We start from the raw sequence: 17,568 nt of genomic DNA, 5'->3' as shown, positions 1-17,568 counted from the left end.
GCCAGACAACACACTGCCTACAGCAGCGATATTTGCACCTCAATCTCATCAACTTCGGCAAACGCGCTAATGCCCAGGCCAATGAGCCGATACAGCGTATGGCGTTTATCGGCTTCGACGCGCGCCAGCAGCGTGGCCGCGGCCTGCCGCACGTCATCCACCGAATACAGCGGACTGGAATAAGTCTGCGATCGGGTCACTATCCTGAATGAGGCGCTTTTGAGCTTAAGCGTGACGGTACGCCCGAACTTGCGTTTGCGCAGCACCTGCTCCCATAGTTTTCTGGCGATGGCGTCCAGTGGATCCTGTAGTTGCAGATAGGGCAAGTCCTGATCAAAGGTGGTTTCTGTGGAAATCTGCTGCGATTGCTGATTGGTGTCGACTTCGCGCAGATCAATGCCACGCGCCAGTTCGTACAAACGACGGCCATAGCGTCCGAAATGATGCGTCAGCTCCCATTCACTGCGCTGGCGCAAGTCAGCAATGGTTTTCATTTGCAGCCGATGAAATTTTGCCAACGTCACGCGTCCGACACCGGGAATCTTTTCCAGCGGCAGATCCTGCAAAAATGACATCACTTTGGATGGCGGAATAACACAAATTCCATTGGGTTTATTCCAGTCCGACGCAATTTTGGCCAGAAATTTATTGGGCGCCACCCCAGCAGACGCGGTAAGCGACGTCTCAAGGAAAATGTCCTCCTGTATCCGGCGGGCCACTTCTGTCGCAGACGCAATACCCTTGTTATTGACGGTGACGTCCAGATAGGCCTCATCTAGCGAAAGCGGTTCAATCCGGTCAGTGTACCGCTGGAAAATGCCGCGCACCTGGCGCGACACGTCGCGGTATAAGGTAAAGTTGGGGGCGATATAAATTGCATGTGGACACAGTTCGCGTGCGCGCCTGACCGACATGGCCGACCTCAAGCCATATTTGCGCGCCTCATAGGACGCGGCAACAATCACCGAACGAATGCTGTCCCAGGCAACAACCACGGGCAAGCCTTTGAGCTGCGGATTTTCACGCAGCTCGACAGAAGCATAAAATGCGTCCATATCAATATGGACAATTTTTCGTGTCATGGATCCGGGCGGTCAGTTCGTATTACAATTGCATTGTAGCGATTCCCGCTAGCTCTCATTCCAGGTACTTTAACTATCATGCAAAAATTTGTCGCATTGACTGCCCTTCTCATCGCCCTGGCCGGTTGCGGCGTATACCAAGGCCATTATAAGGGTGCACCGGCCGTGCCCAGCGATGCGCCGCCGCCAACATCTTTGCTTTCTGAATAAATCATGACGGTTGAACCTGGTATACAAACAAGCCTAGTTCGGGCGATCCATAACGGCATTCAGGTGTTGGCGCAAGCCAACGGTCTGGCACTGGACATCTATTTAATTGTGGAAGACGTAGACTTTGACCGGATTCCGGATATTTTGCCAAAAGCGCGTTTTGAGCAGGACGGCCAGATCCATGTCTCCAGCCTGGGCCTTGAAGAGGAACCGGTAGAAGATGAAATGGAATCCATTCTGGCCAATATGGACTCAGATGATACGGTTCTTTTTTTCTGTGCCAACCTCGATGCCTATGATACAGCGCTTGATTTTATCAACTACACCGGCGATCGGGCGTTTCTGCCGATCAGCTAGCGCGCTGCCGCGCGTGTGCAAGCGCCAGCCAGGCCGTGGGCCGCAAGCTGTTTTATCTGGGATGTTTGATGCGCTTGCGCCGCCAGAGGGCCTGTTCGCTCTCCGGCAGGCACCTCTTCTTGCATTGCGTAAACCAAAGCGGCGGACCACGGCTTTATTATCCTGCAGCAATTCCGTCACGAATACCGATATATTTTTTTTGTCTTGTGGCACCAGCAGCCACACATGCTTTCTGGCGCGCGTCAGCGCGACATAGAACAGCCGACGCTCATCGGCGTGCTCAAAGCCCTCCGGCTGCGGCAGAAAACGTTCAATCACAAGGTCCGATCGCCTGCCTGAAGGAAAGCCGTAATCCCCCTTCTCCATATTCAGAATCAATACATAGTCAGCCTCCAGTCCCTTAGATGCATGCACGGTGCTGACGCTGATCTGCAAAGCAGGATAGCGCACAGCGTACGCGTTCAGCCTTTCGCCATCCGGCAGCAGATGTGCAAACCGCGCCAAAATAAGCACCGATGCCTTCGGTGCCGAAAGCGGTTCTCCACGACAAGCGTCGGTCTCCATGGTTGTCGTTGAACAGGTAGAAGGATCGACTGAGTCGATGGTAACGGCTGCAGACAATAACCTGGCCAGCACCGGCGCCGCAAAACCAGCGCGTGCCGCGATCCGAGTCGTTCTCTTGACGCCTGCCGCCAGCAAGACTGGCGCAGCACAAACTCGCTGAACAAGCGCCTTGGCTGTGTGACCGGAGTCGTGATCTGCGTCTGCGCGCTGCTGCACCGCGTGCTGCAGCATTGATAAAATAACCGCCAGGCCGTCCTCCTGCCGAGCGACAGTCACCACCGGCCGCATGTCATTACATGCGGCGAACAACTGCTTGCGATTCTGGAACGGGTTTTTCATCAGGAACTGGCTGCTGATGTCGCACAGTGCCTGATTGAACCGGAAGGTGCAGCTCAAGGGCACCATGCGGGCCTGAGGATGAACATAATCAGAAAATTGCGTGCTGTATCGGATCTCACTGCCTGCAAAACGATAGATGGCCTGCCAGTCGTCACCCACGCAAAAAAGTCGCAGACCTGGCCGCTGCCGCAACATGGCAGCAATCAGCGCAAAACGCGGCAGCGAGATATCCTGGAATTCATCAATCAGTATGTCACGCCAGGGAACAACAAAGCGACCGGTGGCGACATACTGCGTTGCCCGGGCGATCATATCGTCAAAATCAATTTGACCATGCGTATGCAAACGCGCTTTATAGGCCTGCGCCAGCGGCTGCACCAATGCAGTGATATTCGCAATGCGGCGCCGTTCCCAAGCCTGCTTCAGTTGGGCACGCTTTGTGTCCGTAACCGTCTGTGCCTGCCATTGAAGGTATAGCGGCAGCACAGTGGCTAGCGCGTCCAGCAGCGAAGACCAACGCGCAGTGCCGACCAGCGGCCGCAGGCAAGCACGATACCTGTCTGCCCTGCCGTGATTATGCGAAACCCAGTTATTCTGAACGCTGCTCTGAGCAGCGTCGGCCCTGTCCGGCCACGCCGATATACCACACTCAATAAACTTGCGGCTTAGCAGCTTAACCAATTGCCAGATGTCGAGCACATAGCCTGGCGCTTCCCAAAGAATGATATGACGAGTGCCATATTGACGATGAATGCGGGCAAGCCGGCTCGCCAGCGCAACAGTGGCACATTTCGCGCTGGTCGGTCTCGAGCAATCGAACACATCAATATAAACGTCTGTATCTGGCAGATAAAAAGTACTCTGGTATGGACGGCGCCTGGCCAGGAATACGGGATGAGGATAATGTTTTCGATAGTCATACTCAATACCCATCAAGCACAGCGCATTGGCCACCAGGCAATCAAACGGACAACGCACGACTTCACCCCGAACAGCCTGTAAAAGGTGGGCCGAATACTCGGCCTGATAATTGCTGCGCTTGGCAAATTCGCATGACAATGCAAGATCAGGTTCGATCTTTGCAAAATACTCAAACAGCACGCCGGCAAAGTCGGCCGATCGCGCTGTCAACTGCAGCATTTGCTCGTGAATAAACGCAAGCAGTTTCTGCCGGTTACCGCACAGTTCGGTCAGCACGGGCGCGCTGCCTTCGACTTCGCGTACGATACGCAAACCCAGGCTATGAAAAGTGCTTGCTGCAAAGCCCTGTATCGGCCAGCGCGCAGCAAGCCGGCGTTGCAACCGATCATCAATTTCCAGCGCTGCTTCACGGGCAAACGCCAGGCAGAGAATGTCGCCAGGCTTAGCCAATCCATGTGCCATGAGAAACGCCGCGCGCCCGGTCAGCGTGCTGGTCTTGCCTGTTCCGGCGCCGGCCAGAACAAGTGTCGCTGGCGCATTCGAGATACACGCCTGGCGTTGCTCTGGCGTCAATGGCGTGCTTTCAATATTGTCGAACAAATCGGCATAGCGTGTCAGTAACGCTGCCGGACTGTCGTTGGTTGTCATTTTCAATGGCTGCATTCGGTGTCTGCGCTTATACCGAGCGAATGCCACCAGATTAATGAATGCAAAGCGTTAACGGGGTCATATGCGGACGTTTTTATCTCCTGGTATTTACCAGCCGCTTCGGATGCCGCGCTGTATATATCGGGTGTCGTTGCCTGAATGTCAGCGCCGATCGCCAATAGGTCGCCAGGTGGGCGCCCGACAGTACCCCTGCCCCTTATGCGTTACTTTGGATCTTCATTGACGCCGCGTATAATAATCAAACTGATTGCGCAATTGACCGGCTGTTGCAGGCACTGCGCGTACGAAGTCCACAACTGAATCCACGCACGATTAGAACAAAAAAACCGATAACGCAGCAACGCTATCGGTTTTCGTGTAGCCAGTAGTAGGCAGATCCTCATGATGGCATAAACAACAGCAATAATAATGCGCGCTATCTATATCTGCGGATCATGCCCATATGGCCAAGCGGCATTATACTGCCAAGCCACAAGCCATCAGGGCTGTGGACGAGACAGATCCTGAACAGGTGCGCCACTGGTACCTTGCTGCATTGGTACTGGCTGGCCTGGCGCAGCTGGCTGAGCAGGCTGCTGCATTGGCTGCGCAGGCTGAGAAACAGGCTGACCGTCAGGGCCAATCACTGTTGTCGTGGTGGTGCCTGTAGGTGGAACGGTGCCAGCAGGAACTGTCTGAACCGGTAAGTTTTGCTGCTGAGCTTGCTCCGGCGTGACTGGCACAGTTGTCTCTGTCATGCGCAGTGTGGGCTCAACATACATATCCTGAGATTTGGCCCAGGCCGAGCGGGTATCCTTTGCCTCGCCCAACGCATGCCGGGACAGATTGTCAGATGGCGTAGCAGCGTGTACGTTTACTGTTGCTGCAGTGGCGAGAACGATCATAGCGGGAACGAGAAATTTTTTCATAGAAGTACCCCTTTAAAAGACATAAACAAAACTTATACGACTCTCATCATAACAACAGAATCACACTTGAATGTAACGGAATGCATACAAATCAAACATATCACTTCCCACATTGGGGCAAATACAGACGTTCAATTCAATACGTTACAGGATATTGTTCTACTACTATAACTGAATTTAATTAAAATAAAAGTGCGTGATTAATAATCCGATACAATACAGCCACTAGACAATACAGCCCCAACAGGAGTTCGTGAATGAAAAAACTGCTATTGCTTCTTGTCCCTATCGTGCTGGCCGGGTGTGCATCCAGTGGGCTTGACGTGACAGATCGCGGCAATTATGGCGTCAAATGTTCACCCGATGCGAAAACGCCACCGAACTGGGAAATGTGTATGCAGACGGCCCAAAAAACTTGCGGCTACCAGAAACCTGTCAATATTTCACAACACAATCCCACCGGTACTGGTACGCCAGAAGACACCTACTTCATCAATTTTCAGTGTCAATAGGCGCCAGGCACCATAGTGATGTCGTCTCGTGTGCGCGTGCCTCATGCAACGGATCTGAACGATCTGCGGCACGGGCGTGAGTCGGCTTGGCTTCATAAACGGCAAGCACGCGCAGATCATTATCACTAAACAGCTGTGTCAACTCGTGCGCCGCACGCAAGCCCAGCAACTGGGCTAGGTCAGACATGATCAGCCAGATCTGACCACCCGGCTCCAGATGTTGTCGCGCTTTTTGCAGAAAACCTTTCAGCATCTGTTCGTTCGGGTCATAGACGGCCGCATCAAGTGACGAAGTGACCTTGCCGGGCAACCAGGGCGGATTGCACACTAGCAGGTCGGCCCTGCTCTCGGGGAAAAATTCAACTTCCCGCACGGTTACCTGATCGCCCAACCCCAGTCTGTCCACATTGTCCTGCGCGCAAGCGACCGCGCGCGGTGAGGAATCGGTGGCAATGATCCGCGCGATGCCCCGTTTGGCCAGCAGGACAGATAGCACACCCGTGCCGGTGCCGATATCGAATGCACTCCGGCAGTTTTCCGGCAATGGCGCCTGCATGAGCAATGCAAGATACTCGGCGCGCGAGGGAGAAAATACGCCATAGTGCGGATGAATCCGAAAATCACAGTCGGCGATGAGCATCCCTTTGCGGCGCCATTCATACGCACCGACTACGCCAAGCAATTCTCTTAACGATACCAGCATGGGCGGATGCTCGGCCCCGTATACCTGCAGCAGAGCCTGCTCCCAGGTTGGCGCCCGACGCAGTGCAATCGTATTATCAGATTCGAGCCGGATCAACAACAGACCAAGCAAGCGCGCCCGTTGTGCCTGCTGCATCCGGTAACGGTGAAAGCGCGCCGCCATAGGCTCATCGCCATGATCATTAGCGGCTTTAGACTTTCGGTCCAGACGGCGCCCCAAAGCCTGCAGCAGTTGTCTGCCATTCTGGAAGTCACCTCGCCAGAGCAATCCGATGCCGTTGCGCATTTTTTTCAAGGCCTGATCGGCCCGCATTGTATCGTCGGCATGCTCCAGAGAGATTGGCGCAGCGAAGCCGGCCTCGGAATGCCAGACAGCCGTTTGCTCGCCATCAGGCAGGATTTGGCTCAACCCCTGAGTGCTGCTCTCGGTCTGTTCGGTATTCATTTATTCAAATTCCTTAGATTGCATATACTGCTGTTTATCGCCGGCCAAACGACTTTTATGCTTGTTCTTACGTTGCCTGCATGCGGTTGAAGTGCTGGATGTGCTGGAAAGCGCCCAGATGGCCAATCCCCAATCAGCACGCCAAACCGGACAAACAAGGCATTGTGCCATAAAACAAGCCTGGCACTGCCTTTGTTACAGCACGCAGTGGCCCGGTATTGGCTGTACACCCAACAAAATTCGTCGAGCACGGTAACCGGTTGCATTTTGGATTTGCCTTCATGACGAAAATGAAGAATACCGAGGGCATGCCATTACTTACAGAGTACTGAATAAATTCATGATAAATTATCAGGAAGATTCGCACGCCAGGCACCAGTTTATCGCCTTGCCATCACTATTTTTTCGGGAGTATATTGAATGACCTTTGTATTATGTAACGCTGCTATTTCCGCAGCCCTGCTCTGCGGCATAGCTGGCACGGTCCATGCTGAAACGGCAAACTATGAAGTGGAACCGACCCACACATTTGTGACCGTGGAGGTCATGCATTTTAAGACTTCGACACTGCGCATTCGCTTTGATGACGTCCAGGGCACCATTGCCGCCGATGCCAAGCAAAACAAGGGAAACGCCGATATAAAAATAAAGGCCGGATCGGTCAATTCAGGCACCAAGGATTTTGATGATCATTTGAAGTCTGCTGATTTTTTCAACGCCGAAAAATATCCTGAAATCACGTTTGCCGGGAAGTCGTTTGAATACAAGAGTGACAAACTCGCCACGGTAGGTGGCGACCTTACCCTGCTGGGCCAGACTCATCCGGTGACGTTGAAAAATACCAATTACAATTGCTATTTCCAGCCCGTTCTGAAAAAGAACATCTGCGGTGGCGATTTCGAAACCACAATCAAACGCTCAGAGTGGGGCATGAACTGGGGCATCGACATGGGCATTCCCGACGAAGTCAAAATACTTGTCCAGATCGAAGCCATCGTCAAGTAACAGATGACACATTTTCCTGTTATTCACAGGAAAATGCACTTGCCGGGGCCTGGCGCGGTTTTTGCTTTTACCTGGCAACCCTGCAATAGCCGCCGGCAGCATCGGCGGCTAATTGTATGCACTGACTGTTCTCTGATTTATTCCGCTGTCATTCCCCTCTTTCTGACTCGCCTTATCTGAGTTCCCTTTTCTGCGCTTTTTCTGGCAGCTTACCTCTTCGGGTTCCTCTTTTTTATCCCCCACTGAATCACTGCCATTGCCTGGCGGCTGACCCTCCATGCGCCCGCCTCCCGTCAACCAGCCAACCAGCCAGCCAGCCACACACTAACCAGTTTTCTGCCCCCGGCCTCTTTCCGTTCTTACATTCTGGCATCGCCAACGCCATCCCATCCGGGAGAAACCTTTTTTCCAAGACGCGCAAATGGAGAGCATGAGCCTGGCCGCATTCACATTCCATTCATAATTTTTCTCTTTGTATCAATTCTAAAGTTGTATATACTTTTGCGCAGGCAGGTTCCCTTCTCTAGCTAACGTTTCTTGCTTCAGGAAAATTCGAACATGACTTCAATAGTGAAAAAGACAGCCGTTATCACAACCTTAATTATGTTGGCAGCCTGCTCGTTTACTCAGTCCGATCCCTATGCGGAGTTCACCGCACAGGAGCTGGAATCGGATAAAGCCATAACAGCAACTGCAACAGCCTTCGCCGATAAATATCCGCCCGCATCGGTGAGCCGCTGCGAGGCCATGACACATGAATCCTATGAGAAAGGAACGCGATGCTATCGGGTGATCAATCGCAATTGGGAGCGTGACTACAAGCACGCATATGACAATGCTGACAAGCGTACCCGCCCCATGTTAAAACGGTACTATTCCAGTTTCTCTTCGTATTACCTGGCTCCGACAACGCCGGCCAGGCAAAGAGCAGCTGAACGAGCTTATGAACAACTGCAGCGCCGAATCGGCTCCTGACCGCACAGGCCAGGCACGCTGAACGCGCCAAGCCACGCGGTCTGCCAAAGCCGGGGGTGCAATTTACAAGGGGCGATCAATGTCATATCAGGGAAGCTGCCACTGTGGCGCAGTCACTTTTACGGTCAATGCCGAATTACCCAGTCAGGCAATCAGTTGCAACTGCTCGATCTGCAGGCGCACCGGTTCATTACTGGCCTTCGTTCCCGGCGACCAGTTTGAGTTGAACAGCGGCAGTGAACAGCTAAAAACGTACGAGTTCAATAAACACAAGATCCAGCATCTATTCTGTCAGAACTGCGGGGTCCAATCATTTGCGACAGGCCGACAGCCGGATGGCACGCAAACCTACGCGGTCAATTTGCGCAGCGTGCCCCAGGCGGACCTGGGTGTCCTGGTGTTGCAAAAATATGACGGTGCCGCGGTTTAGCGTTTTATCGGGTTCTCACAACAGTGCGGTTGGCAACATCTGCCGCGCCAGCCAACAATGCCAGCGATAAGACGACAACCACTCATATATGATGTTGCGGCGTCGGCGTTGCAAAAAACAGGCAGGAACGCACTGATTATGGCGCACGAACCCATCAATCGCGGGCCAGATTTTTCATGGAACCTGCCTTGGACGATTGAAAAAAAATAGTCACAATGATATGATGCACGACTTAGCTTGGATCGTATCACTAACCTGCCATTTCCCCAGGGTTTAGTCGAATGCGATTTACCTCAAAACTGCTAAGCGACAACATCGTCGGGGCGTAGCGCAGCCTGGTAGCGCACTTGCATGGGGTGCAAGGGGTCGAAGGTTCGAATCCTTCCGTTCCGACCAACAAAATCAAGGACTTACAAGATGATCTTGCAAGTCCTTTTTTATTATTGTATGTAAGGGGTAAACGCGGGGGTAAACAGCTATTTGAAACACGTTAACTAACCTTATCGGCCTCCTCCTGTCCTTCCACGCTTGCACTTAATTTTACAGCAAGAAGATAGACGAAATTTTTCTGGCGTTTCTTCCTAAAGGCCACGGCTGGGTATTGCATACATGTAGGGGTGGATTCACTTCCCCCAAAGTGCGGATCGAATCGTCCAGGTTAGAGCATCGCCAAGAATGCGGCAACATTCTTTAGAATTTCAGCAGCTTGTCGAAACGCTTAAGGCATTTCAATTCTAAATCAGATGCTAACAATCGGCTGTCCTTATCGATTCCGTTACGGAATACATAAGAAATCAGATAGTCTGAATATGAGCCTACATCGTTTTTTTCCGACATATCTTCTTTAAACAACTGAATTGGCTTCCCTCTTTGTCGCAGCGTTTGAATTTCTCTAATAGCTGAACTTAGAGATTCACAAAATTTTTCTTTGCTTTCTCTTGATTTTTGATAGCCGGCAAAACTACGTATAGTGCTATCAACAATCTCATCATCGCACTTAAACTTATTGTCCCCAGAGTAAATCAAGTCACAAAGACTCGGGCGAGTTGTCTTAGGATCTAAATCCTTTTCTATGGCAAAAATCCGATTCCGGTAATGTTCGGTAGTTTCATCAGCCTTCACGTATACCTGCTCCATGATGAATTCCATGTCACTGGAGCTGGGAACCGACTTGGCCTCGGTTGCGTAAACAACATTTACTAAAGCGTATGACAATGCTGTGACTAGTATCCTGAAATTCGTTGTTTTCCGATATTTAACTTTCATAAATTCCTATCTCATATGAGCCGCCGCTAACGGGATTCTAACTACGATGGTGCCTGCATCAAGACATTGAGTCGTTGTCTTGTCTTGCATAGCACCTCATGAGAGGAACGTGCCTGCCACCAAAAAAATACGACAGCGAGTATGCTAGCCAATCCCATGCAAATTACAAGGAGGCAACTGCTAGTTGAGAAATGCTGCCAAACTACTGCACCAAGTCCAATAATGAAAATAGGTGATGCCCAAATCATTGCCAATTCAAAATAGAGGCTTGTAACTATCTTGGCCAAATACGAATACCCTATCGGCTTTGGTTCGAGCGCACTAGCCAAATAGATGTGCCAGTTCTTTTCGATCTCGTAATTCGTCATTCTTGGACAGTTGTCCCATGAAGCTTCAAAATGACTTCCAAGCCCTTCAAAAATCGAGCCTAATACCGCAGCTAGAGTGATCACAATTGCCGGCAGTAAAATTGGGTTTACAGAGCCTACTTGTGGGTTCGCATATTGATGTAAAAGGAGCAGCCACGGGCAGAGGGCAAACAAGCCAGGAATTAAAATTGTCAATATGGATCGCGTCAACGTATGTGGCACGGTTTACTCCCAATGTAACATTATATCTTATAATATTACCTTATATTTTCAATTCGGAGAACATGATAATTTTCTGGCTAAATTTTGAACAAAACTGGTGTGCATTCTAAATCGCCCGTAGTAGCAAGACACCAAGTTTCAGCTCAGCTACCATGCGGATGAATGCAGCAATGGTGGATGTTAATCGCTAGTGCCAGCGACAACGCCACAAGGCAGGCTCCCATTCTTCCGCTTAACGAGTCCCAATACAAATGATGGAAATTCCATCAAACCTAATTGGTTGCCCGTAATATCGCATTAATTCGATGACCTAGTTTCTGCCAGGCCTCCTGTTTTTCCTTAGCATAGTCATATTTCAGATAGTGTCGGCGCACTCTCGATCCGCCCAACACATGATTTTGGCACCGGTCAATAATATCTAGCGGCACGCCCAACTCCTGCATCAACGTAGCGCCGGTGCGGCGCAAATCGTGCGGAGTCCATTCCTCATCACCAATCACCAGCGTGTTGTCGTTACGGCGGCCCTTAAGGCCGTTTGGACGGTCCTTGAACTTCTCCTGACGGTCGCCGATCAGCTTGGATACCGATTTGACATCCACGTGATTTTCGCCATCACGCGCCGGGAAGCACCATTCGGTATTACCTGTTAGAGCCTCCAGGCGTTTGAACTGCGCAATGGCAAAATCATTCAGATAAATGTAGTGGTCTTGTTTTTTCTTCCCCCTACCCTTTACATTCTCGCGAGGAATTGTCCAGATACGACCGTCCAAATCGACGTGATCCCAACGAGACATTAGTAACTCTCCGATACGGCAAATAGTAGCAAAGCATATCCAGATAGCACACTGCGCTCTGGGATTAATAGCGCGCTGCGCCACGCGGCGATCTGGAGCGTTCAGATAGGCCGCGCTCTGTTCCCGAATCAATCGATCTAGCGTGCGAACTTCCTCATCACTCAACACTCTATCGCGTTCTTCCGTATAGTCGTCGGATATGAGCTTTGAGACATCCACCATCAAAGCCGGATTGCCATTCGCCAGTAACGTGCGCCAGGGCTGACGTTGCTCGGCCCATCTAAACAGTTGACGAATTGAGGCAGACAAATCCACTACTGTGCGATCCCGAGGGTTCCTTTCGGTCCCCCTAGCCAATACAGCGCGGTAAATGGCGCGGAGATCTTGCTCAGTCACGGCCCGCAATGGCTTATCGCCAATAGCTGGCAAAACGTCCTTTTCGAAGCCACGTTTCAAACCCGCATTATCATCCTGCCGTGACACCCCTCCATCGAGCCAAGCTGCAAACATTTCCCGAAATGTCTTATTCCGCTCTCGTTCGGCACGCTCTTCTGCCAAAATTGCTTGAGTCTGATTTTTAGCCTCAATGCGGTCGGCTTGCTTTTTCTCATTCGGATTGATTCCGTCATGAACCTGTCTTTTAGCAAGGTCGCGCCGCTCCCGAACCTCTGCCAGTTCGACCGTGGGCCAGGTGCCACACTGGAACCACGATATTCTAGTTTCCCATCGGAACGCATAACGCCATCGCACGGATACAGAACCATCGTTCACTCTCACTTCGCCTGACAAGCCACCGCCATCGCTCAAAGTATCCCCTTCCCAATCCACTGGGATGGCATTTAACTCACGTAGGGTCCATCGAGCACCCTTTCCTTTTTTGGGATAGCGCGTCATATTTTAACCTCCAAAGGGGTAAACATAGGGGTAAACAAATATTCAGCGCTGACTCTATCATGTCAAATTCAGTTAGACAATAGAGTTGTCTAACTATTTGATTATATGGACTTTAATTAAATTTCACAGTTCAAATAAAAAATTGAAAATATTTATAATAAATGCATGGGGTGCAAGGGGTCGAAGGTTCGAATCCTTCCGTTCCGACCAACAAAATCAAGGACTTACCGAGAAATCGGCAAGTCCTTTTTGTTATCTTACGCCCACAGCACCCGCTGCAGTACGCTAGCGACAATGCGGTCGCAGTTATCACCATCAAACTCAAACATATCGCGCGCAGTCTGATCCAGATCACGCGCCAGCAGTTTGCGCAATATTGCGTTGGCACGATGATGCCGGCTGCGCACCGTTGCTTCGGGAATGTCCAGGCACAGTGCCGTCTCTGCTACTGACATTTCCTCGACCGAGCGCAGCACAAATACGGTGCGAAACGATTCCGGCAACTGATCCAATCGCGCCTCCAGAAGCGACCGAAACTGTCTGCGTGTCGCTTCATGGTATGGTGGATTGCTATCGGTGATCAACATGGCATGTGTCTCGTTTTCGATATTGTCCGCCACTGAAAATAGCCTGCCACGTCGTTGCGTCTTTCGCAGTCGGGCAAAACAATCATTCAGCAGCATGCGAGAAAGCCACGTGAAAAGTGATGCCTCGCCACGAAAATTGGCAATGCCACGGTACGCAGAAAAATACGTATCCTGCAATGCCTCCTCGGCGTGCTCATCGTTGCGCAACGTCGCCCGGGCCAACCTGTACAGGCGCCTATTGTGGCGGCGCATCATCAACTCCAACGCCGCCATATCCCCGGCAGCGATCCGCTGCGCCAATGCGACATCTTCGCTGACATCATCAATAGTGGTTGCCAGTAACTCATGTATCATCTCTTGAGTCTCCCGCATGTTTTTATTGTGCCATCAATGTCGCCTGCATTCCAGGATGGTATCGGCAAACATAGCCGAGCGTTCCCTCCTTTTTGACAGTATACGCCCAGGATGCGCCCGCAGCGATAACGCCCGAATCAAATTGCGAACCAGCTGCGCTGGCCGTATGCGGCACCAGGTCTTTATTGACCCACGTCACTCTGTCACCAGGTCGGACCGTCAGCGCTGCTGGCACAAACTGCATGTTCTGAATCGTCACGACATGTACTGTCGCTGCAACCGCCACCCCCTTTTTCGCACCATGGGCCAGCGGTGCCTGCAGCAGGCATGCCAGCAGGAATGCTGTCGCCCATTCAAATGGTCGTCGAACGCCGGGTTTTCTGCTCACACCGGCCTCGGTCATGCACGGTTGGCCGTTCATTATTTCAATTGACCCTGAAGATGTTTTGCATGCGTCAAATGCGCGACAAAGGCAGGTCGCACTTTGATCAATAGCGCTTTCAAGTCGGCATTGTCTGCACTGGGAATCAGGGTTTTATCCAAGGCGTCGATCACCGCTTCATGATAGGTCACCTCATTATCGACATAAGCCATGTCAAACGCAGCGCCTTTCAACGTTTTGAGTTTTGCCAGGTTAGCGTCGCCGGCAGCTTGCAATTGGCCGCTGACAGCGCCTGGCTCCGGTTTCACGTTCAGTTTCTGCACCAGCGCCGTGGCCGAACGATTGACCGCGTTATGGTCGGTAACCATCAAACTCGCAAACGATCGCACATCCTTCGATCTGGACGTGGAAACTGCCAGTTTGCCTGCATCCACATCGACCTGATTGGCAGTGACTACAATGGCGGCAATTTGTGCGTCCGTGGGTCCGGTATCCTTTGCCGCCGATGCGCAACCAGACAGTGCCGCTACCAGAATCCATCCCATATATGTTGATTTCATTTTGCGTCCTTTGATGTATGGTTATGACAGAACGAATTGACAGCCCGTCAGGCCGCGACAGTTCTGTTCATTGCATTGGATGTCACCAGATGCACTGGCGTTCCGGATATTCTGAATGGTCAAGAATATTTCAGACGGCATCAAAACGGTCATTTTCCCGGTTTTTATGTTTACACTGATTTAGCTATCCAGGTTTTTATACGCGCATGAGAGTAATGCGTCTGGATCGCTTTATAAGGAGTATCAGAATGAATACACAGTTTCCCATCCGCCATATCCAAACGTTTCTGGCTACCTCTGCCCTGGCTTTGGGCCTGACGATAGGCTGCGCCAATGCCGTATTCGCACAGGTACAGCCGCAAAGTTATGAGTCGATCCAGTATATTACGGGTGGCATCGGCAACGCCGAGCAGAATGAAATGAAAAGCGCCGAAAAGAACTACAACCTGCATATGACCTTTTCGGCGGTCAAGGATCAGGCCTTCCTGTCCGATGTTGCCGTACAGATTGTTGACAAGGACAACAAAAAAGTATTTGATGCCGCAAACACCGGGCCTTACCTCAATGTCAAGTTGCCCGACGGCGAATATAAACTGACTGCCACGTACAAGGGCGAAGCCCGCAAGCTTGCATTTACGCTTGCCAAAGGCAAGACCGAAAAGGCTGTGTTGCGCTGGCCAACTGAATAAGCGCTGCAGTTTTCGTTTTTTTAATTTTAAGGGTGAAGAGACTGTGGTTTCTTCACCCTTGTCCGTATAATTGACGCTATTGTTTGTTTTCCTGGAAATGAAATAATGGCTGATCTTACCAAAATCACCTGCCTGGACGATCTACAACGCATCGCGCGGCGTAAAGTTCCAAAAATGTTTTACGACTATGCCGATTCGGGTGCATGGACTGAATCCACGTATCGGGCCAATCAGGAAGATTTCCAGAAAATAAAATTTCGTCAGCGTGTAGCGGTCAATATTGAAAACCGCAATTTGCGCAGCAAAATGCTGGGGCAGGATGTCACCATGCCGGTGGCTCTGGCGCCTACAGGCTCTACCGGTATGCAGCATCCCGATGGAGAAATTCTTGCTGCCCGTGCCGCAGAAAGATTTGGCGTACCCTTTTGCCTGTCCACCATGAGCATTTGCTCTATTGAAGACATTGCCGCACATACGTCTGCCCCTTTCTGGTTCCAGCAATACATCATGCGCGATCGGGACTTCAATGAACGTCTGATTGATCGCGCCAAGGCAGCAAACTGCTCCGCGCTGGTGGTTACACTGGATCTGCAGGTGCTTGGGCAGCGCCACAAGGATATCAAAAACGGGCTTTCCGCTCCGCCTAAACCAACCATTCCGAATCTGCTCAACCTGGCGTTAAAACCAGAATGGGTATGGAAAATGTCCAGAACCCAGCGCCGCACCTTCGGCAATATTGTCGGGCATGCCAAGGGGGTGGACGATTTATCCTCGCTCTCTTCCTGGACCGCCGAGCAGTTTGATCCCAGCCTGAATTGGAATGATATCGAATGGATTAAAAATCGCTGGGGTGGCAAACTGGTTCTCAAGGGAATTCTGGACCCGGAAGATGCACGACTGGCAAAGGAAGCCGGTGCTGACGCCATCGTTGTATCAAACCACGGCGGCCGCCAGCTCGATGGCGCCCCATCGGCCATTTCCATGCTTCCCTCGATTATGCAAGCGATCGGCACGGACGGTCCGGAAGTCTGGCTGGACAGCGGTATACGTTCTGGTCAGGATGTACTTCGCGCGATTGCGCTGGGAGCCAAAGGCACCATGATCGGTCGTGCCTTTCTATATGCTTTAGGGGCCTATGGAGAAGAAGGCGTCACCAAGATCCTGCAGATTATCCGCAATGAACTGGACATCACGCTCGGATTCTGCGGACAGACAGATATCAACAAAGTGACCGCCGATATCTTGTTGCCCCAGCAACGGTAATCTGCAAGCGATCTGTTTGGCAATTATGTTGCCAAATAAAAAAAAGCCGTGATTAACGTTATGTGAATCACGGCTTTTTTGTGCATGCAGTTATTGTAAATATAGCGACTGGGGTCGCCTGGACGCATGTGGTAGATTCATTGTTTAGACTGAATTGCTGCAACAGAGCAGTTTAACGGGACAGCTTAAACAGGACAATTTAAGCAGCAGAAAAGGTTTAAGCAGAACACCCCTGCACGGCAGGGTGGTCTAAGCAGCGATCGCATTGCATCAATGCCTTTTTTGCCTGACAAGGAATCAGGGCGCGACCATCTGGTCGAATATTTTCATTACGCTGTTCAGTTCTGAGCGGATGTATTGCAGATCCTGCGCAGACAGACGAACGGCGGCATCCTGATCGTGCTTGGCATCGCGACCGTCGCTCAAGCGATTGCGCGCGCCACTGATGGTAAACCCCTGTTCATAGAGCAGATCACGAATTTTGCGAATAAGCAGCACTTCATGATGCTGATAGTAACGACGGTTACCCCGGCGTTTGACCGGATTCAGTTGTGTGAACTCCTGTTCCCAGTAACGCAGAACATGTGGCTTGACGCAGCACAGCTCGGATACTTCACCGATGGTGAAATATCGCTTTGCCGGAATCGGAGGCAACGCAGTGATGGAAGGTATTTCAGTCTGATTCATGCGCAGATTGTAAACCCAAACCGTCTTTTAAGGAACTACTTTAATCGACGAGCGTAAGATCAGGATTATACTCATCACCCTGCTCTACGATACCCTTGAGCTTCTGGCTTGCGTGGAAGGTGACTACTCGGCGAGCAGAGATGGGGATGACCTCGCCGGTCTTGGGATTGCGACCCGGCCTAGCGGGTTTGTCTCGCACCTGAAAGTTGCCAAAACCCGACAGCTTGACCGGGTCGCCCTTGGCGAGCGACTCCCGGATTTCCTCAAAAAAGGTATCCACGATATCCTTGGCTTCCCGTTTGTTCAATCCGACGCGCTCAAACAGCAATTCGGCCAATTCTGCCTTGGTTAAGGTATTGTTTTCTTCCAACATGCTCTTTCCC

At 51.3% G+C, this 17,568-nt stretch carries 19 protein-coding genes and 1 tRNA gene; 8 read left to right on the top strand and 12 right to left on the bottom strand.

Annotated elements, in window-relative coordinates:
* Positions 1-17: 17 nt before the first annotated feature.
* A complete protein-coding gene (dinB, locus tag INT32_RS00455; RefSeq protein WP_193086776.1) occupies positions 18-1,082 on the bottom strand; it encodes a DNA polymerase IV in 1,065 nt (354 codons plus the stop codon).
* Positions 1,083-1,295: 213 nt separating this feature from the next.
* Here dinB and INT32_RS00450 point away from each other — a divergent pair, with 213 nt between their 5' ends.
* Positions 1,296-1,649: a hypothetical protein gene (locus INT32_RS00450; protein ID WP_193086775.1), complete on the top strand. Its 354-nt coding sequence runs from the start codon at positions 1,296-1,298 to the stop codon at positions 1,647-1,649.
* Here the strand turns inward: INT32_RS00450 and INT32_RS00445 are convergent.
* Complete coding sequence (locus INT32_RS00445; RefSeq protein WP_193086774.1) at positions 1,545-4,136, bottom strand: UvrD-helicase domain-containing protein; 2,592 nt, start codon at positions 4,134-4,136, stop codon at positions 1,545-1,547. The two genes, INT32_RS00450 and INT32_RS00445, sit on opposite strands and share 105 nt — an antisense overlap.
* 485 nt (positions 4,137-4,621) lie before the next feature.
* Positions 4,622-5,050 carry a hypothetical protein gene (locus INT32_RS00440; protein ID WP_193086773.1) on the bottom strand — a complete coding sequence of 143 codons (429 nt, stop codon included), beginning with the start codon at positions 5,048-5,050 and terminating at the stop codon, positions 4,622-4,624.
* Positions 5,051-5,307: 257 nt separating this feature from the next.
* On the opposite strand from INT32_RS00440, the gene INT32_RS00435 reads away from it, so the two are divergent.
* Positions 5,308-5,562, top strand: a complete 255-nt coding sequence (locus INT32_RS00435) for a hypothetical protein (RefSeq protein WP_128394096.1) — start codon at positions 5,308-5,310, stop codon at positions 5,560-5,562.
* On the opposite strand, the gene INT32_RS00430 is transcribed toward INT32_RS00435, so the two are convergent.
* Entirely contained in the window at positions 5,543-6,709 is a 1,167-nt protein-coding gene (locus INT32_RS00430; RefSeq protein ID WP_193086772.1) for a class I SAM-dependent methyltransferase, read from the bottom strand. The two genes, INT32_RS00435 and INT32_RS00430, sit on opposite strands and share 20 nt — an antisense overlap.
* A 420-nt stretch (positions 6,710-7,129) precedes the next feature.
* On the opposite strand from INT32_RS00430, the gene INT32_RS00425 reads away from it, so the two are divergent.
* From INT32_RS00425 to INT32_RS00410, 4 genes are all read left to right on the top strand, one after another.
* Complete coding sequence (locus tag INT32_RS00425; RefSeq protein ID WP_193086771.1) at positions 7,130-7,714, top strand: YceI family protein; 585 nt, start codon at positions 7,130-7,132, stop codon at positions 7,712-7,714.
* Positions 7,715-8,272: 558 nt separating this feature from the next.
* Positions 8,273-8,689, top strand: coding sequence for a hypothetical protein (locus INT32_RS00420; RefSeq protein ID WP_193086770.1), 417 nt, complete (start codon positions 8,273-8,275; stop codon positions 8,687-8,689).
* A 79-nt stretch (positions 8,690-8,768) separates the two neighbouring features.
* Positions 8,769-9,119 (top strand): GFA family protein, encoded by a 351-nt coding sequence (locus INT32_RS00415; protein ID WP_193086769.1) that lies wholly within the window; start codon positions 8,769-8,771, stop codon positions 9,117-9,119.
* Between the two features lie 319 nt (positions 9,120-9,438).
* A tRNA-Pro gene (locus INT32_RS00410) sits at positions 9,439-9,515 on the top strand.
* 294 nt (positions 9,516-9,809) lie between these two features.
* On the opposite strand, the gene INT32_RS00405 is transcribed toward INT32_RS00410, so the two are convergent.
* The 6 genes from INT32_RS00405 to INT32_RS00380 all read right to left on the bottom strand — a co-directional run bounded on the left by INT32_RS00405 (position 9,810) and on the right by INT32_RS00380 (position 14,546).
* Positions 9,810-10,256: a hypothetical protein gene (locus INT32_RS00405; RefSeq protein ID WP_193086768.1), complete on the bottom strand. Its 447-nt coding sequence runs from the start codon at positions 10,254-10,256 to the stop codon at positions 9,810-9,812.
* A gap of 170 nt (positions 10,257-10,426) precedes the next feature.
* Positions 10,427-10,975, bottom strand: a complete 549-nt coding sequence (locus tag INT32_RS00400) for a hypothetical protein (protein ID WP_193086767.1) — start codon at positions 10,973-10,975, stop codon at positions 10,427-10,429.
* 272 nt (positions 10,976-11,247) lie between these two features.
* Entirely contained in the window at positions 11,248-12,663 is a 1,416-nt protein-coding gene (locus tag INT32_RS00395) for a site-specific integrase (protein WP_193086766.1), read from the bottom strand.
* Between the two features lie 257 nt (positions 12,664-12,920).
* The gene (locus INT32_RS00390) at positions 12,921-13,604 is read right to left on the bottom strand and encodes an RNA polymerase sigma factor (RefSeq protein ID WP_193086765.1); all 684 of its coding nucleotides are present in this window, start codon (positions 13,602-13,604) and stop codon (positions 12,921-12,923) included.
* Between the two features lie 22 nt (positions 13,605-13,626).
* Positions 13,627-13,992: a cupredoxin family copper-binding protein gene (locus tag INT32_RS00385; RefSeq protein ID WP_370540145.1), complete on the bottom strand. Its 366-nt coding sequence runs from the start codon at positions 13,990-13,992 to the stop codon at positions 13,627-13,629.
* Positions 13,993-14,024: 32 nt separating this feature from the next.
* Positions 14,025-14,546 carry a DUF4142 domain-containing protein gene (locus tag INT32_RS00380; protein WP_193086764.1) on the bottom strand — a complete coding sequence of 174 codons (522 nt, stop codon included), beginning with the start codon at positions 14,544-14,546 and terminating at the stop codon, positions 14,025-14,027.
* 248 nt (positions 14,547-14,794) lie between these two features.
* Here INT32_RS00380 and INT32_RS00375 point away from each other — a divergent pair, with 248 nt between their 5' ends.
* Both INT32_RS00375 and INT32_RS00370 read left to right on the top strand, forming a co-directional pair.
* Complete coding sequence (locus INT32_RS00375) at positions 14,795-15,235, top strand: carboxypeptidase regulatory-like domain-containing protein (protein WP_193086763.1); 441 nt, start codon at positions 14,795-14,797, stop codon at positions 15,233-15,235.
* 105 nt (positions 15,236-15,340) lie between these two features.
* Entirely contained in the window at positions 15,341-16,498 is a 1,158-nt protein-coding gene (locus INT32_RS00370; RefSeq protein ID WP_193086762.1) for an alpha-hydroxy acid oxidase, read from the top strand.
* 297 nt (positions 16,499-16,795) lie between these two features.
* Here the strand turns inward: INT32_RS00370 and INT32_RS00365 are convergent, their stop codons facing one another.
* Positions 16,796-17,185, bottom strand: coding sequence for a MerR family transcriptional regulator (locus INT32_RS00365; protein WP_193086761.1), 390 nt, complete (start codon positions 17,183-17,185; stop codon positions 16,796-16,798).
* A gap of 40 nt (positions 17,186-17,225) precedes the next feature.
* Positions 17,226-17,558, bottom strand: a complete 333-nt coding sequence (locus tag INT32_RS00360) for an integration host factor subunit alpha (protein ID WP_193086760.1) — start codon at positions 17,556-17,558, stop codon at positions 17,226-17,228.
* Positions 17,559-17,568 lie beyond the last annotated feature (10 nt).

The sequence above is a fragment of the Advenella sp. FME57 genome, from assembly GCF_014897675.1.
Taxonomy (GTDB): domain Bacteria; phylum Pseudomonadota; class Gammaproteobacteria; order Burkholderiales; family Burkholderiaceae_B; genus Advenella.
The sequence above is the reverse complement of the archived record's forward strand: the minus strand, read 5'-3'. Positions and strand labels throughout refer to the sequence as shown.